The organism is Pseudofrankia coriaricola (assembly GCF_001854805.1).
Classification (GTDB): Bacteria; Actinomycetota; Actinomycetes; order Frankiales; family Frankiaceae; genus Pseudofrankia.
In genome coordinates, this window is the sequence record NZ_MBLO01000267.1 from 87,124 (window position 1) to 111,561 (window position 24,438).

Genomic DNA, 24,438 nt, shown 5'->3' on the forward strand with positions numbered 1-24,438 from the left:
TCAGGTTGTCCTTCCGCCGTTGACTGCGATGACCTGCCCGGTGATGTAGCCGGCTTCCTCGCGCACCAGGTAGGCACATGCCGCGGCGATGTCCTCGGGCAAGCCGACCCGCCGGACGGGTGTCGTCGACTCGTGCTGACCGACGCCCTTGCCGAGAAAGCCACGGGTTTCGGACCTGCGCAGCATGGGAGTGTCGACAAAGCCAGGCGGGATGGTATTGACCGTGATTCCCTCGGGTCCGAGTTCGAGAGCCAGGGCCTTGGTGAACCCGACAACGCCCGCCTTGGCCGCCGAGTAGTGGGTCATCAGCGGGTTTCCGGTCTGGGCGCTGGATGAGGAGATGGTGACGATCCGGCCCCATTTCTGCTCGACCATGTCGGGAACGACGGCCTGGCAGCAGTGGAAGGTGCCGGTGAGGTTGACCGCCAGGATGCGGTCCCACGTGCTGGGCGTGATGGTGAGAAACCGGTCGAACCCGTCGAGTCCGGCGCTGGTGACCAGAATCGTCGGCCGGCCCAGTCGCCGGCGGACCTGTTCCACCGCGTCGTCGACCGAGGCGCGCTCAGCGATGTCGGCCGTCAGCCCGAGGGCGTGTCCGCCCTCTGCGGCAATGCTGTCCGCCGCGGCCCTGGCCGCGGAGGCGTCACGGTCGAGGACAGCGACCGCGGCGCCCTCGGCCGCCAGTCTTCGGGCGATGGCGAGCCCGATCCCGGAACCACCACCGGTCACGATCGCGGTACGCGACTGCGACCAGGCGGGCCGCGGCGTGGACGGCGGCAGCGGCCGGCTCACAGGTACCAGCCGCCATTCACGCCGATCTGCTGGCCGGTGATGAAGCCCGCGTCCTGCGAGCAGAGGAACTCACACGCCGCCGCGATGTCGGCCGGGACACCAGCGCGGCGCACCGGCGTCACCGCGGCGATCGCGTCCACACCCGGGAAGTAGCCGGCTGCCTGCGCGGCGTGGGCCATGGGGGTGTCGATGATCGACGGCGGGATCGTGTTCACGGTGATCCCGTGCGGGGCCAGCTCGATCGCCAGTGCCTTGGTCAGCGCGATGACGCCGCCCTTGGAGGCGACATAGTGCGCGCGGTTCGCGGCGCCGGACTGTGCGCTCGACGACGAGATCGTCACGATCCGTCCCCATCCGGCGGCCAGCATGTCGGGCACCACCGATTGCAGGCAGTGAAAGGTGCCCGTCAGGTTGATCGCCAGGATGCGTTCCCACGTCTGCGCCGTGATGTCCGTGAACGCGCCGTCTGCCTCGGCCCCAGCGCTGGTTACGGCTATCGCGATCGGCCCGAACGTCTGGCGGACCGTATCCATCGCCGCGTCGACCGCGGCTCGGTCCCGGACATCGACCTCCAGGCCCACTGCCTGGCCGCCCTTCGTCTTCAGGCCGTCGGCGGCCTTCCGGGCGGCGTCACCTTGAATGTCCAGCAGGGCAACCCGGTCTCCACGAGCGGCAAGACGCTCGCTGATCCCCAGTCCGATCCCCGATGCGCCGCCGGTCACCACAACCACACGACTCGCCACGATCTGTCACACACCTTTCCGGAGAAGTTTCACGACAGGTCCACGCCTGGCGGGCACGCACGCCTTGGCGTTAGCCGATCGGTGTGAAGGACAGACGGAGCTTGGTCAGGCCTCGCAGGATGAATGTCGGCTCGTACTCGTAGTGACGGGCACCGGCCGGCCCGTGAGCGGACTCCGAAATCCGGATGTCGGTCATCCGATCAAGAAAACGTTCGATACTGACCCTCGCCTCGGCTCGGGCGAGCGGACCACCCGGGCAGGAGTGTGCGCCACGTCCGAACGCGATGTGCTCACGCACGTTGCTCCGGTCGAGGCGGAACCGATCAGGTTCGTCGAACTTGCGGGGATCACGGTTGGCGGCCCCGGGGTGCATCATCACCGTCGTTCCCGCTGGGATCTCCACGCCCCCGACCCTCGTCGTCACCCGGGTCAGGCGAAAGTCGCTCTTCGTCGGACTTTCCAGGCGAAGCGTCTCCTCCACGAAGTCCGCGATCCGGCGCCGGTCGCCCCGCAGCAGATCCTGGTACTCCGGATTCTCGGCGAGAATCCGCATCGCGGACGCGATCAGCCGCGCGGTCGTGTCCCCACCCGCCGCGAACAGAAACGTCGAGAGACGCACGACCACGTCGAGTTCCGGCGTGGATCCGTCCGGGTAGGTCGCGAACGCCAGTTCGGACAGCACGTCCGAGCGGGGCTCCCGGCGGCGCTCCTGGATGTACTCGGTGAAACGCTGGTGCAGGAACTCCAACGGATCGTGCGACGTGACCTGGGCGGGCATGCCCACATCCGGTGCCGGCTTCAGCGCGCCCAACTGCCTGCGGAAGTCTTCGCGGTCCCGCTCAGGAACGCCTAGAAGATCCGCGACGACCATCAGCGAGAACGAGTTGGCGTAGTGCGCGCCGACCTCGAACTCGCCGTCGTCGATGAACTCGTCGATCTGACGGTCCGCCAGCCGCCACATCGCCTCCTCGTTGTCCCTGAGGCGGTTGGGAGTCAGCAGCCTGCGCAACAACGCCCGCTGCATGGTGTGAGAATCTCCGTCAAGATTCACCAGGAAGTCGCTCATCGGCAGCTGGTCGCGGTACTGCTCGATGAGCGCGCCGATGTCATCGCCTTCGGGCTGCACCGGAAGCCCTGGGAACGGTCCGCTCACCGCATTGCACGAGGAGAACGCCTCGCCGTCGCGGTACACCTCGACGGCCTCCGCGTAGCCGGTCACAGAGACCACGCCGGGCTGTGCCACCGGATGCACCGGGCACCGGCCACGCAGCTCATCGAAATATGGATAGGGATCGTTCACCAATGTCGACTCGGTGAAGAAGTTCACCGACTCCACGTCCACCATCGCGTGACTCCGCTCACCTTGACGTCGTGACAGAGCGTCACCAACCAGCTAGATCGTGCTGGTCGGGCGTCCAATCATGCTGGACGCTTGTCTAGCATCCATCCTCGCGGAGGGTCAACCCGATCGACACCGCGCTCGGCCAGTCCGTCAAGGCCGTGGATCCACCACCGGGTCTGCGGCCTCGGCGGGATACCCTGCTGGTGGCCCGCGGCAACCGTCGATCGACGCCCTGACCCACCACGGGGCCTCCGACAGTCGCCGATATCCTCACCGGCCGGGCGCGGCGGTCCTCACGACGTCCGCGCGGCCGCTCACCCGTCGATACGCTGTGCCGATGACGACCTCTCCGGCTCGGCCGACTGCGGAGGTGTCGGACACGGACACGCCCAAGCCCGACGTCCCGAAGTCCTCGCCCACCGGCGCCAGGCCCGGCGGCTCCCTCTCCCCCCGACGCAGGGGTGCGACGGACTCGAAGACGCGGGCCGCCCTTGTCGAGGCGACCGCTCAACTGATGCTCGACGATGGACACGCCGCGGTAACCGCACGACGGGTCGCCGCGAAGGTCGGCGTCAACCCCGGCCTCGTCCACTACTACTTCCAGAACATGGACGACCTCTTCCTGGCCGTATTCCGGCAAGGAGCCGAGGCCAACCTGCGCCGGCAGAAGCGGGCCCTCTCCTCACGCCATCCACTGAGATCCATGTGGAAGATAAACTCGGATCCTCGCGGCGTGAAGCTCCTGATGCAGTTCATCGTTCTCGCTCAAGATCGGAAAACGATCAGGCTTGAAATCGCCGCCTATGCGGAAAAATTCCGGGAGGTAGAGAAGCAGGCTATTGCCCGGGTCCAGAAAGAAAGAGGTTCCGGTCTTGGGTCGATCTCGCCCGCCGCGGTCAGCGTGCTCATCGATGGTCTCGCCCGCATCATCGCCATGGAGCGAGCGCTGGGAGTGGCGACAGGCCATGCCGAGTTGACCGAGATTGTCGACGACTACCTCCGTCGCTTCGACCCTCTGGAGGCGGAAGAAGATCCGTGACCCGAGGTCACCTGGTCCAGGAGCTCGAGCAGGTGGCGGTAGGTCTTGCCGGTCGCCCGGGTCATCCCGATCTCACATGTCCGGTTCACCGAGGCGTGGGCGGCCTGGCCGCCCGTCCGGACGGCCGCGGCTTCCTGGCGGGTCGCGGCGGCGGTGAGTTCCGGATGCAGCAGGCCTCGGTCGCCGGCGAAGGCGCAGCACTGCCAGTCCGCCGGCACGATGACCTCGTCCGCTACCGCCTCGGCCACGCGGGCGAGTGCGTCGTCGAGTCCGAGGCGGGTCGACGAGCAGGTCGGGTGCAGCGCGAGAGAGGACAGGCGACGGCCGGCGGGAAGTCGCGGGAGGAGGTGGTCCGCCACGAAGCTCACCGCGTCGACCACGCGGATCGTCGGGTTGCCCGCCACCAGGCGTTCGAAGCCCTCGCTGCAGGAAGCCGCGTCGCTGATCACCGGCAGCCGGCCGTCCTCGGTCGCGACCAGGAGCTCCCGCTCCACGCGCCGCCGCATCACCGCGTAGCCTTCGGGCAGTCCTTTGGAGGACCACGGCGTCCCGCAGCAGAGGTTGCCGATGTCGGCAGGCACCCGGAGCCGGATACCTGCCCGCTGGGCGAGGCGGCGCACCGATTCCATCACCCCGGTCCCGCCGTCCGCGCCGGCGAAGAGCGTGTTGAGGCATGACGGCACGTACACCGCGTCCGCGTCGGCGACCTCCACCGGCCGGCGGGTCGTCCCGCCTCCCGGCAGGTCCCGGCCCCACTGTGGGACGACGTCGGGGTCGCCGATCGCGCGGGCGATCCGAGTGGCCCGCTCCACGAGCCCGGCGGGTGCGGTCGCGGCGGCGTCGAGTGCCGCGTCCGCGGTGCGGATCACGCCGCCCCAGTGGCTCGCCGCGGCCTTCCAGCCCGCCCGCGCCACCCGGCCGTGACGTTCCACTCGAAGCCGTTTGGTCAGGTCGCCGGTATTGATGAGCACTGGGCATGCGGTCGCGCACATGCCGTCGACGGCGCAGGTGTCGACGGCGTCGTAGTCGTATTCCGCCGCGAGCGTGCGAGCCAGGGCGTGGTCGCCCGCCGCCTCGGCCGCCGCCTGCTCCCGACGTAAGGCGATGCGCTGGCGCGGGGTGGTGGTGAGGTCCCGGCTGGGGCAGACCGGCTCGCAGTATCCACACTCCACGCAGCGGTCGACCTCGGCCTCGACCGCTTCGGCCACCTTGAGGTCTTGCAGGTGTGCCCGCGGGTCGTCGGTGAGCAGTACGCCGGGATTGAGGGTGTTACCCGGGTCGCACAGCCGCTTCACCTCGCGCATGACCGCGAACAGCTCGTCGCCGTACTGCCGCCTGACGAACGGGGCCATCACCCTTCCCGTGCCGTGCTCGGACTTCAGAGTGCCGTCGAGGCCGAGGACGGCCTCGACCATGTCCTCGGTGAACTCGGCGTAGCGCCGCGGGTCGCTGGCGGGGCCGAAGCGCTCGTTGAGCATGAAGTGCAGGTTGCCGTCCTTGGCGTGGCCGAAGATGACGCTGCGCTCGTAGCCGTGCCGGGCGAACAGCTCGCGCAGGTCGTCGCCGAGTTCCGCGAGCGCGTGGACGGGGACCGCGACGTCTTCGAGCAGGGCGGTCGTGCCGCTGGGTCGGGCGCCGGCGACGGCGGCGTAGAGGCCCTTGCGGATCTGCCACAGGGCGGCTCGGGCGCGTCCGTGCCGGCTCAGCCGGGCGGGTAGGGCGAGGTCGAGACCGGCGAAGATGCGCTGCGCCTCGTGTTCGCGGCCGGCCAGCCGCTCGGTATCGGTCTCCTGCCACTCCACGAGCAGCGCGGCGTGATGGTCGACCGACAAGGTGCGCAGGGTGTCGTCGGCCCGCGGGTCCGTCTGCGCCACGCGAAGCGACTCGTCGTCGAGGAGTTCCACCACCGCCGGTTCGGCCGCGACGAGGTGTGGCATCGCCGCCATGGCGGCCCGCAGGGTGGGGAAAACGGCCAGACCGGTAGCCGCGGCCGGGTGCACGGGCACCGTACGGAAGACGACCTCCGCGACGAATCCGAGGGTCCCCTCGCTGCCGATGACGAGGTGGGCGAGCAGCTGCGCCGGTGTGTCGTGGTCGAGGAAGCTGTTGAGGCCGTATCCCATCGTGTTCTTCAGCGCGAACTGCGCCGTGATCCGGCGCACCGATTCCGCGTCGCCCCGCACTCGGTCGCGCAGTCGCTCCAGGCCTTCGGCTAGCTCTGGCTGCAGTGTCCGCAGTCGCGTGTCCGCGTCGGGGGCGGCAGTGTCGACGACCGTCCCGCTGGGGAGGATCACCGTCATCGACTCGAGCGTCTCGTAGGTGTTGGCGCGCGTGCCGCACGTCATCCCGCTGGAGTTGTTGGCGACGACGCCACCGATCGTGCAGGCGGATTCGCTCGCCGGGTCCGGGCCGAGTTTGCGGCCGTACGGTGCGAGCCGGGCGTTGACCTGCCGTAGCACCGCGCCGGGCTGCGCTCGTACCCGAGCCCCCTCGTCGAGGACCTCGATCGTCCGGAAGTGCCGGCGGGTGTCGACGAGCAGGTGCTCGCTGACGCCCTGGCCACTCAGGCTCGTCCCGCCGGAGCGGAAGGTCAGCGGCATCGCGTGCGCGGCGCTCACCCGCATCAGCGCGGCGACCTGCTCGGCGCTCTCGGGGACCAGAACCGCTCGCGGGGTCAGGAGATAATGGGACGCGTCGTGGGCGGCGCCGAGCCGGTCGGTTGCCCTGGTCCTGGCGATGCCCGGTGCCACGGCCTCCAGCGCGGCCAGAACCGCGGGGGGTGCGGGAGCCAGCCGCGTCGGTGGGGAAGCTGGGATGCCCATGTCATTCCGCTTCTATTGAGGCAGTCTGCCGGTGAGGTCGGCCTACCGGCGTGGATCGACGTGGATTTTCGGGCCGGGGCCGGAGCCGGGCGGCCGGGTACCGGCGAGGACATCGACGATCTCGTCGAGGCCGACGGTGGCCGCGACGAGCGGCCGGGGGTCGACCGACCCGTCGGCGTAGGCGGCGATCGTGCCGACCAGACCGGCCGAGCCGCCGAGCACACCGACGGCGGTGACGTCGCCGAGGGCGAGGTCGCGGGTGTCGATCAGGCTGGGGCTGCCGGCGAGTCCGATGTAGACGACGCGCCTGCCGGGCTCGACGAGGTCGAGGGCGAACCCGGGGAGCGCGGGGTCGTTGGACGCGTCGACGACGGCGTCCCACGGAAGCGACGGGAGTGTGGCCCGGGTCCACGTACCCTCGGACCCCAGGTCACGAGCCAGCCCCAGTCTGGCCTCCTCACGGTCCAGCAGGTGGGGCTCGGCACCCGTCGCGCGCGCGAAGAGGGCGACGAGCAGGCCGATGGTGCCAGCGCCGAGGATCAGCACCCGGTCCCCCGGCCGGAGATCCGCGCCGCGCACCGAACGCAGGGCGTTGCCGCCGGGCTCCACGAACGCCCCCAGGACCGGATCCATCGAGTCGGGGAGGGCATGCAGGGAAGTGACCGGCACGGCGAGCTGTTCGGCGAGGGCACCCGGGAAACCCCCGGATACGCCGATCTCGACCCGGTCCGCGCACACGTGGTGCCGGCCTCCGCGGCACCGATGGCATCGGCCGCAGCCGAGCATCGTGTCGCCGGTGACCCGCCGGCCCAGCCATCCCGAGTCGACGCCCTCGCCGACCGCGGCGACGACGCCGCACCACTCGTGCCCTGGTCGCAGCGGGTACCACGCCTTCCCCGTCCGCAGGTAGCTCATGTCCCCGGTGAACAGCTCCACGTCCGTGCCGCAGATTCCGACCCGTTCGACGTCGACCACCACCTGGCCGGCCGCCGGGGCAGGTGGATCGACCTCCTGGACCTCGGCCTTTGCCGGACCCGTGATGACCAGCGCGCGCACGAGACCTGGCTACCGCGGGCCGAGGACGTGTTGGCGCTGCCTGCCGAGGCCGTCGATGCCCAGCTCCATCACGTCCCCGGGCCGCAGCCAGATCGGCGGGGTGAATCCCATGCCGACGCCGGGCGGGGTGCCAGTGTTGATCAGATCGCCGGGCTCCAAGACCATGAACTGGCTGAGGTGGTGCACGATGAAGAACGGGTCGAAAATCATGGTCTTCGTCGAGCCGGTCTGTCGCCGCTCGCCGTTGACGTCGAGCCACATCCCGAGGTCGACCACGTCGGCGATCTCGTCCGGCGTGACGAGCCAGGGGCCGGCCGGGTTGAACGTCTCGGCGGACTTGCCCTTGGCCCACTGGCCGCCGCGCTCGAACTGGAAGGCGCGTTCGCTCACGTCGTTGACGACCAGGTAGCCGGCGATGGCGTCAGCCGCGTCCGCGACGCGGTCCAGGTAGCGGGTCCGCTTCCCGATCACGATCCCGAGTTCGACTTCCCAGTCCGGTTTGGTGGCCCCTCGCGGGATACGGACGTCGTCGTTCGGGCCGATCAGGGTGTTGGGCGACTTGGTGAACAGGATCGGTTCGGTCGGGATCGCCTGCCCGGTCTCGGCGGCGTGGTCGCTGTAGTTCAGCCCGATGCAGAGGATCTGATGGGGACGCGCGATCGGGGCGCCGATGCGCTCGCCGGCGAAGGCCGAGAGCACGCCGGCGGCTACCCGTGCGGCCACCGCGTCGGCCAGCAGGGCGGTGCCGCCGGCGGCGAAGAAGGTCTCGTCGAAGTCGGAGGTGAGGTCGGAAACGTCGACATAGTGCGCATCGTCGACGCGTACTACGGGCTTCTCGGCGCCGGGGGCACCGATACGCATGAGGTACAACAACGTCTCCGATCGGGCGAAGGTCAGGAAGAAGCGGCGGGAACGGCCGGCGGAACCCAGTAGGGCAGGGCGAGGCCGCGGGCGCCGACGCGGGCGGTGAACAGGCGCCCTGAATCGGGGTGCTCGGCCAGGTCCTCGCGGGTCAGGTCCTGCCTGGCGGTGGTGATCACGAGCAGGTCGAGGTCCGGCCCGGCGAATGCCACGCTGGAGGTGTGGGGAGCCGCGACCTCGACCGTGGCAAGAACCCGTCCCGCCGGGGTCCGGCACTCGACCCGGCCGCGCCCCCAGACCGCGATCCAGAGGTTGCCGGACGCGTCGACGCACATGCCGTCGGGCGAGCCGTCGGCGACGGTGAAGCTCTCCTGGCGGCGACCCACCGCGCCGGTGGCCGGGTCGTAATCACGCACCCACACGGTCCCCGGATCGGTGTCGATGCTGTAGAAGCGGTCGCCGCCGGGGCTCCACGCAAGCCCGTTCGAGAGGTACAGGTCCCGGTCGAGGACGACGCACCGGTCGTCGTCGAGGCGCACCAGGACCTCCCCGCCCCGCCGTGCGTCCTGGGCGAGGCTCCCGACGAGGAACCTGCCGGCGGGATCGACCGCCCCGTCATTGAGCCTGCTCCCCACACCGGCGGGCAGGACCCGGGCGAGCTCGGTCCGCTCACCCGTGACATCCAGCCTGGTGACGACCGCGCGCTCGGCGACCACGAGATCGCCGGCCGCCGCCACGGCGACGGCACCCACCGTCTCGTCGAACGTGTGCCGGCCGGTGACCTCGACCGTGCCGGCGGCAGGATCGAGCCGGCCCGCCAGCACCGTGCCCGCGACGATGTCGACCCAGAGCAGGCGTTCTCGTGCCGCGTCCCACACCGGGCCCTCGCCGAGCTGGTACGTCTCGGCCGACGCGGGCAGCGCGACGTGGCGGTGCGTCACGGGAGGTCCGGTCCGGCGATCACCGCACGGATGGCCGGCAGATCGTCGACGAGGGTCTTCAGCGGCGTGCGGTAGGCAAGGCCGCTGACGCTGACGGCACCGCTCGGCTTCGTCGGCGAGGTCAGGTAAGCCAGCACAGCCAGGCAGTTGACCCCCGGCTCGTTCTCGCGGTCGTCGACGCTGTATCCCTGCTCGCGAATGCGGACGAACTCAGCGTGCAGGTCCGCCGCCGTCGTCAGGCTACGCTCGGTGGGCTTCTCCAGCTGCCGGTTCCCGATCCAGGCACGGACCGCGTTCTCGTCGCGCAAGGAGTCGGCGAGCAGCGCCTTGCCCACCGCGGTGCAATGGGCGGGGTTACGCCCCCCGACGACGGACGTCAGCCGTACCGCCCCGGCCGGTGGGTCGAGCTTCGAGCGGTAGACGACCGAAGTGCCGTCCAGCACCGCATAGTGGACCGTCTCCCCATAGCGGTCGCAGAGTGCCTGCAGGACGGGGAGGACGCGAACGTGGTCGGGGCGGGCCTCGTGGTGGGCGAAGGCCATCCGCAGGAACTCGTCGCCCAGGACGTAGCGGCCGCGCCCGTCCTGCGAGGCGAACCCGGCCCGCCGAAGTGCGGCCAGCGCGCGGTGCGCGGTCGACTTGGGACTCGCGATCGCACGCGCCATGTCGTCGAGCCCGATGCCGTCGGGGTGCCGAGCAAGTTCGGCCAGGACGGCCAGGACGCGATCGGAACCGACGAGCCTCGCCTCTGCGGTCGCTTCGGGATTGCCCTCGGGCGCCGCCGCGAGGCTAGTGATCGTCTCAGCCACATTCCGGAGTTTAGACCTATGTTCCGGGAAACGGAAGTAAGCGACCCACAGCCCTTCCCGGGCGGCCCGCCAGCGGCTACCGTCGAGGCCAGTTCCAAGAGATAGATCGAGGTTCCGTATGATGGAACGAGACGATCGATGGTGACGCGCCGCAGCGCACAGTGGTACGCGGGCACGGGCCGCAACTCCTACATCCACCGCGCCTGGATGCGGCGCGGGCTGCCGAGCCACGCCTTCGACGGCCGGCCGCACATCGCGATCGCCAACACCGCTTCCGACCTGACCCCCTGCAACGCCCATCTCGGAGAGGTGGCGCGCAGTGTCTCCGACGGGATCTACGAGGCCGGCGGCATCCCGCTCGAACTCCCTGTCGTCTCGCTCGGCGAGACACAGGTCCGCCCCACGGCGATGCTGTGGCGCAACATGGCGGCGATGGCCACCGAGGAGATGCTCCGGGCCAATCCGATCGACGGAGTCGTCCTGCTGGGCGGCTGCGACAAGACCATCCCCGCGCTCCTGATGGCCGCGGCCTCGGTGGACCTCCCGGCGGTGGTCGTCCCCGGCGGCCCGATGCTGACCGGGACGTTCCGCGGCGCGCCGCTCGGCTGCGGAACGGACGTCTGGAAGCTCAGCGAGGAGGTCCGTGCCGGAACCACGACCCAGGCCGAGTTCCTGCGCTCGGAATCATCGATGATCCGCAGCAAGGGCCACTGCAACACCATGGGCACCGCCTCGACGATGGGACTGCTCGCCGAGGTCCTCGGCATGACGCTGCCCAGCGTGGCTGGAACGCCCGCCCCCGACAGCCGGCTACTCGAGGCCGCCCACCGGACCGGCGCGCTCGCGGTCGAGATGGCCGACGCGCAGCGGCGCCCGAGCGGCATCCTCAGCCGAGGCTCGTTCCTCAACGCCATCGTCGCCCTCGCCGCGCTCGGCGGCTCTACCAACGCGGTCGTGCACCTGCTCGCGATCGCCGGCCGGCTAGGGGTCGATCTCACCCAGGACGACTTCGACCGCACCGGATCCGGCGTCCCGCTCCTGGTGGACCTGCTTCCCGCCGGCCGCTTCCTGATGGACGACCTCTACCGGGCCGGCGGGCTACACGCCGTGCTGAACGAGATCCGCGATCTGCTCGACCCCGACGCCTTGACCGTCACCGGACGCCCGCTGGTGGAGCACCTCAGCGACGCCCGGATCCACGACCACGACGTCATTCGCAGCAGGGCGGCGCCGCTGCGGGAAAACGCCGGCATCGCCGTGCTGCACGGCAACCTCGCTCCCGACGGTGCCATCATCAAGCCCGCCGCCGCCTCGCGGCACCTGCTCCGCCACCGCGGCCCCGCGGTCGTCTTCGACTCGATCGAGGACCTGCACTCCCGCCTGGACGACCCCGACCTCGACGTGACCCCCGACTCCGTGCTCGTCCTGCGCGGGTGCGGACCCAAGGGGTATCCCGGCATGCCAGAGGTGGCGAACCTGCCGCTGCCCGCCAAGCTGCTGGCCCGAGGGGTGCGGGACATGGTCCGCATCTGCGACGGCCGGATGAGCGGCACCGCCTACGGCACGGTCGTACTCCACGTGGCGCCCGAGGCCGCAGCGGGCGGGCCGCTTTCTCTGATACGGACCGGCGACATGATCATCCTCGACGTCGAGACCCGCCGGCTCGACATAGACGTCCCGGCCGAGGAACTCGCCGCGCGCGAACCCGCGCCAGCGGCCGTCCGCGCCTACGCCTGCCCCCGGCGAGGTTGGGAACGCCTCTATGTCGACACCGTCCGCCAGGCCGACACCGGCGCCGATCTCGACTTCCTCGTCGGATCCAGCGGCGACCAGGTCTCCCGCGAGTCCCACTGACCCTCGACCTCTCCGGTCGTCCTCGTCCTCCTGGGAGCAGCCATGACCCGGACCCGCACTGCCGTCATCACGGGCGGTGTCAGCGGCCTCGGCAAAGCCACGGCGGCCCGCCTCGAAGCCGACGGCGTCACCGTCATCACCCTCGACATCGCTGGCGGCGCCGACCTCACGGTGGACGTCACTGACGCCGCCGCCGTACGCGCCGCCGCCGAACAGGTCGGCCCGATCGACATCCTCGTCAACTCCGCCGGGATCGTCGGGCCGACCGCCCCGCTCTGGGAGATCCCGCTCGACGGCTGGGAACAGACGTTCGCCGTCAACGTCCGCGGCACCTTCAACACCTGCCAGGCCTTCGTGCCCGGCATGCGCGAGCGCGGCTGGGGACGGGTCGTGAACTTCGCCAGCATGGCCGGTAAGGACGGCAACCCGAACATGTCCCCCTACTCCGCATCGAAGGCCGCGGTCATCGCCCTGACCAAGTCCCTCGGCAAGGAACTCGCGACCACGGGCGTGCTCGCCAACGTCATCACTCCGGCCGTCATCGAGACGCCGATGAACGCCACCACTGGGCCCGAGGCCCTGGCCCACATCACCAGCCTCATCCCGATGGGGCGCCTCGGCCAGGCCGGCGAGGTCGCCGAGCTCGTCGCCTGGCTCGCCTCGGACAAGGTCAGCTTCTCCACCGGCGCCGTCTACGACATCAGCGGCGGAAGAGCGACCTACTGATGCACAGAGCCGGCGATCAGACACTCTCCATCATTCAGCCAGTGCTGCCGTCGGCGCAGACGCGTTCTCGGGCCGTCTGGAAGGCCGCACCATTGGGGGTGACCTGGACGAAGGCGTAGCACGAGAGCGGTTTGCCCGTGTAGTCGCGTAAGTCGATGGGTGCGATGAGACCACCCGCGTCGTAGGCGGAGACGCCGCGCAGGGTCTTGATGAGGTCCTCACGGGTGGGGCAGGGTCCCGCCAAGTCGAGTCCGCGTAGGAACAGGTCGGCGCTGATGTAGGTGAACATCGCGATCTGCTGGTCGGTGTTCCTGGATTCCGGCGCGTAGCGGCTCATCGCGTCCTGGTAGCGCCTGATCGCCGGACCATCCGCTTCGAACGGGCGGAACAACACCGGTATCGACACGCCGGCGAGCGCCGGACCGATGGAGGTCAACAGGCTGTGGTCGTAGCCGGTGAGCGCGACGCTGACCGCGAGGTGGACGCCCGCCGTGCGCGTCGCCTGCACGATCTTGGCGAAGTCGTCCAGCGCGGTGATGCCCAGCAGAGCGTCGGCGCCGAAATTCACGATCTTGCTGGCCACCTGCTCAGGGCTCCCGCTGCCGGCCACATAGGAGAACACCTGGACCGCGCTCGCTCCGGCCGCCTCCAGGCCCCGCGCGTATGCCGCCGTGGTGTCGGAGGTCACCGCCGACTCGTCCCCGGTGACGATGGCGACCCTAGTCCCGCGAGCGGCCCGGATGTAGTGGCCGACGACCTCGGGCGCGGCCGAGTAGGCGAAGGAGAACATGTTCTCGCGCCCGGCCCAGGACGGCTCGATGGCGACCCCGGCGACCGGCACTCCCTGCTTCGTCAGGAAGTCCATCGAGTCGCCGAGCGCGGCACTGGCGGTCACCAGGCCGAAGACGTGCTGGTCCTGGACGAGTTCCTCGGTCGCGGTCTCGGCGACCGTCGCGGAGCCCTCGTCATCTCGCCACTGGTAGGCGATCCGGCGGCCGTGCACACCGCCCTCGTCGTTCGCGAGGCCGATCCTGGCGTCAAGGCCGGCCCGGGCCGAGGACAGCGCCGAGCTGGACGAACCCGAGGCGGGATAGACGAACCCGAGCGTCACCCGGTCTGGGGTGACTCCGGGCGAGTCACAGGCCGCGCCCGCTCCGCTCCCCGCGCTCGATGAGGAGCACCCGGTCGCCGCGGCAACGACGAGGATCGTGATGGCCATCCCGAAAGGCGCCCGTGGCGTGGATAAATGCATATACATCCCCTGTATTGGTTTAGTCGTGTTCGGCGTCTTCAAGAACCCGGCGGCGTCCGGCCGGCGGCCGCACCCGCGCGTCCGCCCTGGCTGTCGCATCCGGCCCGATGGTGTCCTTCGCCTAGGGCAGGCGACCCGCGCGGGCGATCTCACCGAGCCGGCGGGCGGAGGGCTTCACCGTGCGGGCGAAGGTGGTTCGGTCGACGGCGATCAGCCCGAACGTCATGGCGAAGCCGGACGTCCACTCGAAGTTGTCGAGTAGCGACCAGTGGAGGTAGCCGCGGACGTCGACGCCGTCGGCGACGCAGCCGGCCAGTCCCTCGAGGGCGGCGGTGGTGTAGGCGGTGCGGGCGTCGTCGTCGGCGGTGGCCATGCCGTTCTCGGTGACCAGGACGGGTACCCGGGCGTGCTCGGCCGCGAGCCGGACCGTGTGCCCGAGGGCCTGGGGGTAGATCTCCCAGCCGGTCTGCGTGGTCGCGGTTCCGTCCGGCACCGGCAGGACGCCGTCGGGTCCGATGCGTTCCCGGGTGTAGGTCTGGACGCCGACGAAGTCGTCGTCGCGGGAGACGTCGAGCCAGTCGAGCTCGGCTGCCTGGCACGTGGCGGCCCAGCGCTGTTCACCGCCCTCGGCGGGCTGAAGGTCGATGAGGGCCAGGGTCCACCCGACGGCGGAGTTGCCCGGCCCGGACTTGATCGCCTCGACGGCCTTACGGTGCGCGGCGGCCATCACCTCGACGCTGGGGACGGGCCAGCTCCCGCCCGATCCCGACTCGCTGCCCGACTGACCTGACTGGGCTGGCTGGGTGTCGGCGGCATCCAGGAGGCCGAGGCCGTCCTCACGGGCGGCGGCCGGGACCAGGCCGAGGTGGACCATCAACGAGATCACGTTCGGCTCGTTGAAGGTGCAGACCCAGGGCACCAGGTCGCCGATGTGCTCGGTGACCCGCGCGGCGTACCGGGCGAACCGGTCCACGGCGGCGGTGCCGTTCCAACCGCCGGCCGCCGCGAACCAGCGGGGTGTCGTGAAGTGGTTGTAGGTCACGACGGGTGTCACGCCGTGCTCCAGGCAGGTGCCGACCATGCGCCGGTAGTGGTCGAGCTCGGCCCGGGAGAAGAAGCCTTCCTCGGGTTCGATCCGTGCCCACTCGACCCCGAACCGGTAGGCGTTCAGCCCGAGCCCGGCGAGCAGGCCGATGTCCTCGGGGTAGCGGTGGTAGTGGTCGCAGGCGTCGCCGGACGGCTCGGCGAAATGCGATCCGGGCGCCCATTCGCTGGCCCAGAGGTCGGCGTTGACGTTTCCGCCCTCGACCTGGTGGGCGGCGGTCGCGGCACCCCAGAGAAAGCCGTCGGGGAACTGGTTAACCATCGTGGGACCTCCGGGTTTCCAGGTAGGAGACGGTGCGGTGTTGCGCCAGGCCGAAGCACCGGGCTTTCGGAGTGCGGGGACTCCCACCGACCCGGCTTCCGTTCAGATGTGCCTCGACCAGCCCCAACGCGGTGACATGAAGGGTGGCTGACCGCAGGCCGGGGCCGACGGTGAACTCCCGCCGCAGATGCGGCGCCGGGGCCGGACCCTGTCCGGTGGGGCGAGCCGGCGCGGCAATGAACCTGGCGGTCCATGAGGGGGACACGGGATCTCAATCCTTCGGCAGGGCGCCGGAAGCGGTGGTGGCTGCTTCCGCGGCCCCGGTAGTCGCGCCGTGGCCGGCAGGCGATGGTCAGGCGGTGGCCGCGGTCAGGGTGATCGTGCTGGCGCAGCGGATGTCGTCGCTGCCGAAGCCAGCCAGCACGGTCACCTCACCGGCTTCGATGCCCCGTGTGCCGTCGAGGTTCGTGTAGAAGAGCCGCTCGACCGGGGCTTCGAGAGTGGCCGTCGTACGCTGGCCCGCCGCGAGCGCGAGGCGGGCGAAGCCGATCAGCTGGCGGACGGGGCGGACGACGGTGGCGGCCTCGTCGCGGGCGTAGAGCTGCACGACCGTCTCGCCGTCGACGGTGCTGGTGTTCGTCACGGCGAGCCGGGCGCGGATGAGTCCGCCGGTCGCCTCGATCGCCGGTCCGGCGGAGTCGTCGAGGGTGACATCGAAGGTGCTGTAGGACAGGCCGTGGCCGAAGGCGTAGAGCGGGCTGGGGTCGGCCAGGTCGTTGTAGCCGTGCCGGGTGCCGGTGGGGTGGTCGTAGCCGCTGCCGTGGTGGTGGCCGTGGTAGATCGGCAGCTGGCCGAGGTGGCGGGGGAACGTGCTCGGCAGCTTGCCGCTCGGGTTGACCAGGCCGAAGACCGCGTCGGCGATCGCCTCGCTGGCCTCCTCGCCGAGCAGCGGCGCGAGCAGCACCGCGTTCGACGCCCGCGCGACGGCGTCGAGCAGCAGCGGCCGCCCGGAGACGACGACGGTCACCAGCGGCTTCCCGGTCGCCGCGAGCAGCGCGATGAGCTCGGCCTGGTCGCCCGGTAGGGCGGGCTCGGCGGTCGACTGGCCCTCGCCGGCGGTGTTGTTGCCGACCCAGCCGGTCCGCTCGCCGACCACGGCGATGACCAGGTCGGCACCTGCCACCGCCTCTTCCACCGCGGTCCGGTCCAGCGGGTGCTCGGCGTCCGCGTCGAACCGACCAAACGGGACGTGCTCGGTGGTTGGATCGATCCGTCGTAGTGCGTCGAGGACTGTGGGCATGTCGGGGTGGAGCCGCCGTACCTCGGCCTCGAACCGTTCGTCGATGCCCGGCATCCGGGTTTGGAAGATGTCGGTGAAGACGAACGTCGCCGGATCGACGCCGGGGATCTGCCCGGTCATCACCGCGATCATTCCCAGCGGCACCTCGGCGTTCGAGACCGAGGTGTAGGCGCCGAAGTGGATGCGCAGTTCGTCGGCCGCGGGACCGACGACCACGATCCGGCCGGCATCGCGTGGTGTCAGCGGCAGGATGCCGTCGTTGTCGAGCAGAACCAGGCCCCGCTCGGCGACGGCTCGGCGTACCGTCGCCGCCTCGCCCCGATCCTGGGTCGTGGGCGCGGAGGCAGCGCCAGGCGCCGTCATCCCCGGGATGAGTCCGGCGCGTGCCTTGGCGGCGAGGACACGGGTGACGGCGGTGTCGATGACCCGCTCGTCGAGCCGGCCACTGCGGACCTCCTCGACCAGGAAGGAGTAGTTCGTGTCGCCGGGAAGCTCGACGTCGATACCGGCACTGACCGCCTGGACGGCGGCCTGCGCCGGCGAGTCCGCGGTGTGGAAGAACCGGGTCTGCAGGGTCACGGAGTCGTAGTCACTGACGACGACTCCGGTGAAGCCGAGCTGGTCGCGCAGCAGCTCGGTGAGCAGCCAGCGATCCGCGACGCACGGAACGCCGTCGATCTCGTTGTAGGAGTTCATCACGGTCGCGAGGTCGGCTTCGGCGATCGCGCGGCGGAACGGCTCGGCGTACTCGTCCACCAGCGCGCGGCGCCCCAGCTGGGTGACGGCCTGGTTGAGGCCGCCTTCGGAGGCGCCGTAGCCGACGAAGTGCTTGCCGGTGGCGAGCAGCCCTGACTCGCCCTCCGCGCCCTGGATGCCACGTACAAAGGCGACGGAGAACTGCGCGGCCAGTTCAGGGTCCTCCCCGTAGGTCTCGTGTACCCGGCCCCACCGCGGATCCCGGGCCAGGTCCATGACCGGGGAGAACAGCAGGTGGACCCCGGTCGCCCGCATGTGGGCGGCGGTCACGGTGGCCGCCCGCCTCACGAGCGACGGCTCCCAGGTAGCCGCCTGTGCCCACGAGGTCGGGAACTGCGGCCCGGACGCATGCAGGAAGCCGTTGATGCCCTCGAAATGCACCAGTGCGCCGATGCCGAACGGCGCGACCTCCCGGATCGCGGCCTGGACGTGCTCGAGGTCGGATCGCAGGCTTTCCGTGTCATGGCCGAGGAACCAGGCCAGGGAGAGCTGGCCGACGCCGTGTGGCCGCAGCGCCGGCAGCCGGCTGAGGTCGAGTTCAGGGCTCGCCGCGTCCAGGCTGGCGCCGGGCCGCTGCGCGATGAGGTCGGTGACGGCGAACCCGGTGAGCTGGGCGACCTTCTGTTCCAGCGTGAGCTGGGAGACGAGATCCGAGACCTTCTCGGGCGTCCACGTGCCGGCGGTCATGGTTGCGTCGCCTCTTCCTTTTGGACGTCGCCCGGCGCGGGCGAGTTCTCGCCGGCCGGTCGCGGGAATGCGAGCTCGGGGGTCGGGTAGCGCAGGCCGATCTGGGCGCGTACGGCGTCGAGCGTCCGCATGACCGACACGGACTCCGCCAGCGGCATGACATCGCTATCCAGGTGTCCGGCACTCAGCCGTTCGTGGACGTGGCGGATCTGGTGGTGCAGACCGCCGCCGGCCCGGTCGTGCGGTTCGACCGAGCCCGTGTCCGCCTCGCCAATGCCTGCGGAGTCAAGGGCGGCCGGCAGGTGCAGGTGCTCGGTGCCGGCTGGGCCGCGGACGATGAGCTCGTCGGGGCAGTGCATGAAGGCGGGCAGCTCGATGCTGCCGGTGGTGCCGGAGATTCGGCCGGTGCAGCCGAGACTCGCGCGCAGGGAGGCCTTCGCGAGCGCCACCGCGCCGGACCGGTAGCCCATCAGGACGGCGACGTGCTCGTCGACGCCGGTCTCGCCGAGCTGGCCGACAGCGCTCACCTGGTCCGGCTCGCCGAGCAGCATGCTCGCCAGCGAGACCGGGTACACGCCGAGATCGAGCAGCGCGCCACCGCCCTGGGCAGGATCGAACAGCCGCTCTCCCGGCGTCGTCGGCAGCCGGAAACCGAAGTCGCCGTCGACCGCCAGCACGGTCCCGAGGGCGCCCGCCGCGACCAGCTCCCGGATGCTGACGTAGGCCGGCAGGAAACGACTCCACATCGCCTCCATCAGGAACCGGCCCTCCGCACGGGCCGTCGCCACCATCTCGGCCGCCTGCGCCGCGTCGAGGGCGAACGGCTTCTCGCACAGCACGCCACGTCCCGCTTGTAGGAAGAGCAACGTGTGCGGATGGTGATGGGACGTCGGGGTGGCGACGTACACAAGATCGACACCGTCGTCGGCGGCGAGTTCCTCATAGGAGCCGTGACGGCGAGCGCGGGGCACGCCGAACCGCTCGCCGAACTCGTCGGCTGTCGGTTGCCTGCGTGAGCCGACGGCGACGAGCTCGGCGTCGGGCAGCCGGCCGAGCGCGTCGGCGAACCCGCGCGCGATGGCACCGGTGCCCGCGATTCCCCACCGAAACGACATGGGACATCCTTTGGTGCCGGACCGATGGCCTCGGCCTGGCCTGGTGATCCGATGCGGCCCGGCCGTTCTGGCCGGCCGGGCCGCGTCGGCGTGGGCGTGGGCGGACGGGTCAGCCGGTGGCGAGTAGGAACGCCTTCTTCGCCGGGTCCCACGAGAAGATTCGCGGTGGGATGTTGCCGTTCGGCGTCTGGCGGCTGTACGTCGCGGCGTCGGTGAACGTCGGGACGTGGAAGGTGCCGAGGGAGAATGCGGCGTCCTGGAAGGACTTGTAGGTGAGGTCCTTGCCCGCCTTCTTGGCGATGGCCTGGAACAGGGCCAGGTAGCGGCAGGCGACCGATACGGACGTGCCCCACGCCGGCTGCTTGGGAGGCGTGAACGCCGGGTCGATGATCTTGCCCTTGAGTTCGGGCATCGCGGCCTCGATCGTGGGCAGGCACGTGTTGACGGCCGGGTCGGTGTAGTTGGCGGCCTGTCCGAGCGTCAGCGAGTCGCGCAGCTCGCTCAGGTCGGTATCGCGGTTGCCGAAGACGTAGGAGCCGGCGGTGTTGACGCTCGCGAAGAGCAGGCGGGGGCGGTAGCTGGTCTTGTGGAGCTCGGCGGGGAACCGCGCCTGGGAGCCGCCGACGAGGAGCACGGTGTTCACGCCCGCGGACTGGAACTTCTGGATGAAGACGTTCAGCTGCGAGGACACCGCGGCCGGGTCTGTGAGGTCGGCGTCGAGGACGCCGGTCTCGGTGACGGGGATGTTCTTGGCGCGCAGGGTGGGCAGGACGACCTTGTCGAGGGTCGGCTGGTCGTCGCGGTAGGCGACGATGGCGAGCTTCTTGCCGGTCAGGTCGCCCTTGTCGATGAACAGCTGCAGACCCTGGCCAAGCTCGTCGCCACCACGGAGGTCGGAGATCCAGGGTGCCTGGGCCTTGGCGTAGCGCTCGGCGGTGAGGTCGCCGCCGACGACCAACGTCTTGTGGGTCCGGACGTAGCAGTTCACGTCTTCGGCGTTGAGGCTGCCGAGCACGGCGAAGACTTTCTCGTCCTCGGTCAGTTTGACGCAGGTCTCCTGCGCTCCGGTGGGCGAGATGACGTTTACCGCGCCGAACACCGGAACAATCTTGCGGCCGTCGATGCCGCCATCTTTGTTGACCTTGTCGACGAGGGCGGTGAACACGGCCTGGTAGTCGCCGTGGTCGACGTCGAGGAACTGCTTGACCTTGGACAGGTCCGGATAGACGAAGCCAATCTTGATGCTGTCGGCGGTGACGCCGCGCGCCGTCGCCGGCGCCGGCGGGACCGGAAACGCGTCGGCGGTGGTGGCGCCCGCCGATGGTTTGGCGTCGTCGTTCGACTTGACGCTGCAGGCGGTGACGGCGAGCGCGACGGCTCCTGCGAGGAGTAACGCACTGTATCTAACAGTGCGGCGATGTGAGGTCATCTGAGAGGTCTCCAGGAAGGTGGCGGGGTTCAAACGGACAGATGTAGGCACACCGGCGCCTGGGTAGCGCGTCGGGGCTATGCGGGGGCTGTCGTGCTGGTGGCGACGGGTGCGTCCTGCGCGGCGGCGGGCGCGCTGCCGCTACGGCTGATGGCGCGTTCGTCGGTGCCGAGGTAGCTGGCGATGACCTTCGGGTCGTCGCGGACGACGCTCGGGGTGCCTTCGGCGATGACGCGGCCGGTTTCGAGGCAGTAGACGCGGTCGGAGATGCCCATGATCAGTGGCATGTCGTGCTCGATGACGAGCATGGCGGCGTCGAGCTCGCGGCGGATCTCCTGGATGAGCGGGCCGAACGCCTCCGTCTCTCGCTGGGCGACTCCCGCCGTAGGCTCGTCGAGACAGAGCAGCCGGGCGTCGAGGGCGAGCAGGCCGGCGAGCTCGACGATGCGCCGCGTGCCGGTGGACAGGTCGGCGATGAACGCGTCGGCGTAGCGACCGAGGCCGAGGAAACCGATCAGGTCGTCGGCCGCCGAGCGCTGGGCACGTTCGCGGGTGAAGGTGTGCGGCAGGTAGAGGGCGGTGGACAGCAGTCCGGTGCGGCCGCGGGCCTCGCACGCGATCTGCACGGTCTGGCGGACGGTGAGCTCGGGGAAGAGCGTCGCGGCCTGGAAGGTGCGCCCGAGCCCGGCCCGGGCCCGGGCGGTCGGACCGGTGGCGGTGACGTCACGACCCAGGAGCTCGACGGTGCCGGTGGCGGGGGCGAAGCCGCCGATGGCGTTCATCAGCGTCGACTTCCCGGCGCCGTTGGTGCCGATCAGCCCCACGATCTCACCGGGCGCGACCTGGATCGATACACCGTCGACCGCGGTCAGGCCGCCGAAACGCACCCGCACGTCGTTCGTCCGCAGCATCGGCTGATCCGCCGGGAGCGGCTCGCGGGGGACGGCCCGGGTGAGCGCCTTGGCGGGGGCGACCTCGGGCTTGCCCGCCGGCGCGGGGTCGAGCCGCCGGTCGGCGAGGCGCAGGAGGGCGTCGCGGGCGGCGTAGCCGATCTGGACGAGGCCGCCGGGGAAGTAGAGCAGCAGGATGAGCAGGCCGAGGCTGGAGGTGAGCAGTGGGACGAGGTCGTTGCCGGGGAAGATCGCCGGCAGGCCGATGACCCAGAGCGCGCCGAGGACCGGGCCGTAGATCGAGCCGAGGCCGCCGATGACGACGATGGAGACGAGGGTGAGCGAGTCGGCGGACAGGAAGTACCGGTCGGAGTACGGCACGTTCTGGACCGCGCCGGCGAGCAGGCTTCCCCCCAGGCCGGCGATCCCGCCCGCGAGCACGAACGCGCGCAGCTTCACCCGGGTCGCCCCGACGGTGTAGGCCGCGGCGGTCGCCGCGTTGTCCCTGACCCCGACGGTGGTGCGGCCGATCCCGGAGCGGCGCAGCCGGGCGATGACAGCCAGCACGACGGCCAGCACGACCAGGACCAGGTAGTAGTAGGCCCGCTGGCTGGTGATATCGATGCCGAAGGCGGTGTCGCGGGTGAAGGAGGCCGTGTGGGCGCCCTCGTCCTGGAAGATCTCGCGGCGGTAGAAGTACTGCTCGGCGGCGATCCCGAACGCGAAGGTGCTGACCGCGAGCAGCAGCCCCCGTACACGTAGCGCCCCCGCCCCTACAACGGCGGCAATCACACCCGTGAACACACTGGCCAGCGCCACCGCGGCGGGGAACGGCAGCGCGCTCAACGCCACGGTGCTGCCTGCGACCGAGAACTGCAGGCCGCGGTTGAGCGCGGCGGCGGTGAGTGCGCCGAGGCCGGCGAACGCCATCTGGCCCAATGAGAGCTGCCCGGCCCAGCCGGTGAGGATGGTGACCGACGCGGCGCAGATCGCGTAGCCGAGGATGACCGTGTAGAGCAGCTGCCGCGACGCTTGGGGAACGAGCAGCGGCAGGACGATCGCGAGCGCGCCGAGCGCGAGCAGCGGGGCGCGCTCCAGCTGGCGGACCCACCACAGGTCGCGCAGTCGTTCGGGGATCGGCGCGGCCTTCGGCGCGAACGAGAACGACGAGGTCTCGGTGTCGCGGCCGCGGCTGACGAGGAACACCGCCGCCAACACCAGCAGGAAGATGACGAAGTCGGTCAGGCCCGGCTGGGTGAGCCAGTTGAACTGGATGAACGACTGCAGCAGCCCAAGCACGACGCCCGCGAGCAGCGCGACGCGCATGGACGCCATCCGAGCGAGCACCGCCGCGGCCAACGCCCGCACCAGCGTGGTCGGGCCGAGGGTGGTGATCTGGGTGAGGGACTTGTTCTGCGCCGAGATCAGGATCAGGCAGATCGTTCCGATCAGCCCGGCCAACGCCCACATGGCGGTAGAGACGAGCTTCGGGCTGATGCCCTGCAGCCTCGCCAGCTCTGGGTTGCTGGCCGACGCCCGCACGGTGCGGCCGAGCACGGTGCGGCTCAGGAACAGGCCGAGCAGGAGCGCGACGAGGGGAACCGTGACCAGGACGCTCAGCTGCGCTCCGGTGATCCGCAGGCCGTCGACCGGCGACCATGCCCCACCCCACGGCACCGGATACGACTCACTCGCGTAGTCGTCCAGGTCGGGAAGGCCCGTGACGATGGTGAGCGCCAGCTGCGCGACACCAATCGTCGCGACCAGCAGGATCACTCGCGGCGCCCGGAAAAGCCGGCGGACCACGGCGAGATCGACGAGCGCGCCGAACAGCGTGCCGACGACGAGCGCGATGACCAGGGCGATCCAGTACGGCACGTTCCACCGCACCACGAGCAGCGCGAACAGGACCGAGCCGACGAGGCCCATGTTCGCGACGGCGAAGTTGATGACCCGGGTCGACCGGTGGACCAGCACGATGCCGATCGCGAGCAGGCCGATGACCAGGCCGCTGACACCGCCATCGAACAGCAGCTGGGTAGTGGGCATCTGCATGACGAGTCAGCCACCTTCCCGGCCGAGGAACACCGCGCGGGCCAGGTCGTCACGTTCGACCAGCGCGCGGGCCGGCCCGGTGAACCGGACCTGCCCCTTCTCCAGGAACACCGCCCGGTCAGCGACCGCGAGGGCGATGTTCAGCGACTGCTCGACGACGACGATCGTCAGCCCGTCCGCCTTGAGCCGCTCCACGATCGCCAGCAGGTCCTGCACCACCGCCGGCGCCAGCCCAAGAGACAACTCGTCGATCAGCAGCACCTCGGGGTCGTGCAGCAGCACCATCGCCAGCGCCAGCATCTGCTGCTGCCCACCGGACAACGACCCGGCGAGCTGCGACTGCCGGCCCGCCAGGTCCGGGAACAGGTCCAGGACGTAGGCGAACCGGCGGTCGCGGTCGACCCGGTCGCGGCGGATCCGGAACGCCGCCATCTCCAGGTTCTCCCGGATGCTCATGTCCGGGAACACGCCCTTGCCACCCGGGAGCAGGTGCACGCCGTACTTCCCGCGCTGCTCCGGCGCGACATAGGTGATCGTCCGGCCGTTGAGCCGCACCACACCCCGCGACGGCGTGCCGAGCCCGCAGATGACCTTCAGGATCGT

The 24,438-nt window shown here is 70.3% G+C and carries 18 protein-coding genes; 3 read left to right on the forward strand and 15 right to left on the reverse strand.

Annotated features, from left to right (window positions below; all coding sequences use genetic code 11):
* From BCD48_RS41950 to BCD48_RS41960, 3 genes are all read right to left on the reverse strand, one after another.
* Complete coding sequence (locus BCD48_RS41950) at positions 1-792, reverse strand: SDR family NAD(P)-dependent oxidoreductase (RefSeq protein ID WP_083420026.1); 792 nt, start codon at positions 790-792, stop codon at positions 1-3.
* The gene (locus BCD48_RS41955; protein ID WP_241842396.1) at positions 789-1,517 is read right to left on the reverse strand and encodes an SDR family NAD(P)-dependent oxidoreductase; all 729 of its coding nucleotides are present in this window, start codon (positions 1,515-1,517) and stop codon (positions 789-791) included. The genes BCD48_RS41950 and BCD48_RS41955 overlap by 4 nt, the downstream gene beginning before the upstream one ends.
* A gap of 88 nt (positions 1,518-1,605) precedes the next feature.
* Positions 1,606-2,880 carry a cytochrome P450 gene (locus BCD48_RS41960; RefSeq protein WP_071053966.1) on the reverse strand — a complete coding sequence of 425 codons (1,275 nt, stop codon included), beginning with the start codon at positions 2,878-2,880 and terminating at the stop codon, positions 1,606-1,608.
* A 334-nt stretch (positions 2,881-3,214) separates the two neighbouring features.
* On the opposite strand from BCD48_RS41960, the gene BCD48_RS41965 reads away from it, so the two are divergent.
* The gene (locus BCD48_RS41965) at positions 3,215-3,916 is read left to right on the forward strand and encodes a TetR family transcriptional regulator (RefSeq protein WP_071053993.1); all 702 of its coding nucleotides are present in this window, start codon (positions 3,215-3,217) and stop codon (positions 3,914-3,916) included.
* On the opposite strand, the gene BCD48_RS41970 is transcribed toward BCD48_RS41965, so the two are convergent.
* From BCD48_RS41970 to BCD48_RS41990, 5 genes are read right to left on the reverse strand one after another with little or no spacing between them, the layout of a single operon-like run.
* A complete protein-coding gene (locus BCD48_RS41970) occupies positions 3,871-6,738 on the reverse strand; it encodes an FAD-binding and (Fe-S)-binding domain-containing protein (protein WP_071053967.1) in 2,868 nt (955 codons plus the stop codon). The two genes, BCD48_RS41965 and BCD48_RS41970, sit on opposite strands and share 46 nt — an antisense overlap.
* Positions 6,739-6,780: 42 nt before the next feature.
* Entirely contained in the window at positions 6,781-7,794 is a 1,014-nt protein-coding gene (locus tag BCD48_RS41975) for a zinc-dependent alcohol dehydrogenase (protein WP_071053968.1), read from the reverse strand.
* 9 nt (positions 7,795-7,803) lie between these two features.
* Positions 7,804-8,655, reverse strand: a complete 852-nt coding sequence (locus BCD48_RS41980; protein ID WP_241842398.1) for a fumarylacetoacetate hydrolase family protein — start codon at positions 8,653-8,655, stop codon at positions 7,804-7,806.
* A 32-nt stretch (positions 8,656-8,687) separates the two neighbouring features.
* Positions 8,688-9,596 (reverse strand): SMP-30/gluconolactonase/LRE family protein, encoded by a 909-nt coding sequence (locus BCD48_RS41985; RefSeq protein WP_071053970.1) that lies wholly within the window; start codon positions 9,594-9,596, stop codon positions 8,688-8,690.
* A complete protein-coding gene (locus BCD48_RS41990; protein WP_083420027.1) occupies positions 9,593-10,405 on the reverse strand; it encodes an IclR family transcriptional regulator in 813 nt (270 codons plus the stop codon). Before BCD48_RS41990 ends, BCD48_RS41985 begins: the two co-directional genes overlap by 4 nt.
* A 138-nt stretch (positions 10,406-10,543) precedes the next feature.
* On the opposite strand from BCD48_RS41990, the gene BCD48_RS41995 reads away from it, so the two are divergent.
* Positions 10,544-12,259 (forward strand): IlvD/Edd family dehydratase, encoded by a 1,716-nt coding sequence (locus BCD48_RS41995; protein WP_071053971.1) that lies wholly within the window; start codon positions 10,544-10,546, stop codon positions 12,257-12,259.
* 42 nt (positions 12,260-12,301) lie between these two features.
* Positions 12,302-12,985 carry an SDR family NAD(P)-dependent oxidoreductase gene (locus BCD48_RS42000; RefSeq protein WP_071053972.1) on the forward strand — a complete coding sequence of 228 codons (684 nt, stop codon included), beginning with the start codon at positions 12,302-12,304 and terminating at the stop codon, positions 12,983-12,985.
* A gap of 34 nt (positions 12,986-13,019) precedes the next feature.
* On the opposite strand, the gene BCD48_RS42005 is transcribed toward BCD48_RS42000, so the two are convergent.
* The 7 genes from BCD48_RS42005 to BCD48_RS42035 all read right to left on the reverse strand — a co-directional run.
* Positions 13,020-14,237, reverse strand: a complete 1,218-nt coding sequence (locus tag BCD48_RS42005; protein WP_071053973.1) for an ABC transporter substrate-binding protein — start codon at positions 14,235-14,237, stop codon at positions 13,020-13,022.
* Between the two features lie 121 nt (positions 14,238-14,358).
* On the reverse strand, positions 14,359-15,603 hold the full coding sequence (locus BCD48_RS42010; protein ID WP_071053974.1) for a glycoside hydrolase family 1 protein: 1,245 nt from the start codon (positions 15,601-15,603) through the stop codon (positions 14,359-14,361).
* A 352-nt stretch (positions 15,604-15,955) separates the two neighbouring features.
* Positions 15,956-18,346 (reverse strand): glycoside hydrolase family 3 N-terminal domain-containing protein, encoded by a 2,391-nt coding sequence (locus tag BCD48_RS42015; RefSeq protein WP_071053975.1) that lies wholly within the window; start codon positions 18,344-18,346, stop codon positions 15,956-15,958.
* Complete coding sequence (locus BCD48_RS42020) at positions 18,343-19,461, reverse strand: Gfo/Idh/MocA family protein (protein ID WP_083420028.1); 1,119 nt, start codon at positions 19,459-19,461, stop codon at positions 18,343-18,345. The genes BCD48_RS42015 and BCD48_RS42020 overlap by 4 nt, the downstream gene beginning before the upstream one ends.
* Before the next feature lie 109 nt (positions 19,462-19,570).
* Positions 19,571-20,890, reverse strand: coding sequence for an ABC transporter substrate-binding protein (locus tag BCD48_RS42025; protein WP_071053976.1), 1,320 nt, complete (start codon positions 20,888-20,890; stop codon positions 19,571-19,573).
* A gap of 77 nt (positions 20,891-20,967) precedes the next feature.
* On the reverse strand, positions 20,968-23,835 hold the full coding sequence (locus BCD48_RS42030; protein WP_071053977.1) for a branched-chain amino acid ABC transporter permease/ATP-binding protein: 2,868 nt from the start codon (positions 23,833-23,835) through the stop codon (positions 20,968-20,970).
* A gap of 6 nt (positions 23,836-23,841) precedes the next feature.
* Positions 23,842-24,438, reverse strand: a 597-nt coding sequence (locus BCD48_RS42035) for an ABC transporter ATP-binding protein (protein ID WP_116271836.1), incomplete at its 5' end; no start/stop codon positions are given.

Bases quoted from the DNA above. Each gene is read 5' to 3' on its own strand.
- BCD48_RS41995 (WP_071053971.1), top strand. From the start codon at position 10,544: ATGGTGACGCGCCGCAGCGCACAGTGGTACGCGGGCACGGGCCGCAAC.
- BCD48_RS41970 (WP_071053967.1), bottom strand. From the start codon at position 6,738: ATGGGCATCCCAGCTTCCCCACCGACGCGGCTGGCTCCCGCACCCCCC.
- BCD48_RS41980 (WP_241842398.1), bottom strand. From the start codon at position 8,655: ATGCGTATCGGTGCCCCCGGCGCCGAGAAGCCCGTAGTACGCGTCGAC.
- BCD48_RS42000 (WP_071053972.1), top strand. From the start codon at position 12,302: ATGACCCGGACCCGCACTGCCGTCATCACGGGCGGTGTCAGCGGCCTC.
- BCD48_RS42010 (WP_071053974.1), bottom strand. From the start codon at position 15,603: ATGGTTAACCAGTTCCCCGACGGCTTTCTCTGGGGTGCCGCGACCGCC.
- BCD48_RS42005 (WP_071053973.1), bottom strand. From the start codon at position 14,237: ATGCATTTATCCACGCCACGGGCGCCTTTCGGGATGGCCATCACGATC.
- BCD48_RS42030 (WP_071053977.1), bottom strand. From the start codon at position 23,835: ATGCAGATGCCCACTACCCAGCTGCTGTTCGATGGCGGTGTCAGCGGC.
- BCD48_RS42020 (WP_083420028.1), bottom strand. From the start codon at position 19,461: ATGTCGTTTCGGTGGGGAATCGCGGGCACCGGTGCCATCGCGCGCGGG.
- BCD48_RS41960 (WP_071053966.1), bottom strand. From the start codon at position 2,880: ATGGTGGACGTGGAGTCGGTGAACTTCTTCACCGAGTCGACATTGGTG.
- BCD48_RS42015 (WP_071053975.1), bottom strand. From the start codon at position 18,346: ATGACCGCCGGCACGTGGACGCCCGAGAAGGTCTCGGATCTCGTCTCC.
- BCD48_RS42025 (WP_071053976.1), bottom strand. From the start codon at position 20,890: ATGACCTCACATCGCCGCACTGTTAGATACAGTGCGTTACTCCTCGCA.
- BCD48_RS41965 (WP_071053993.1), top strand. From the start codon at position 3,215: ATGACGACCTCTCCGGCTCGGCCGACTGCGGAGGTGTCGGACACGGAC.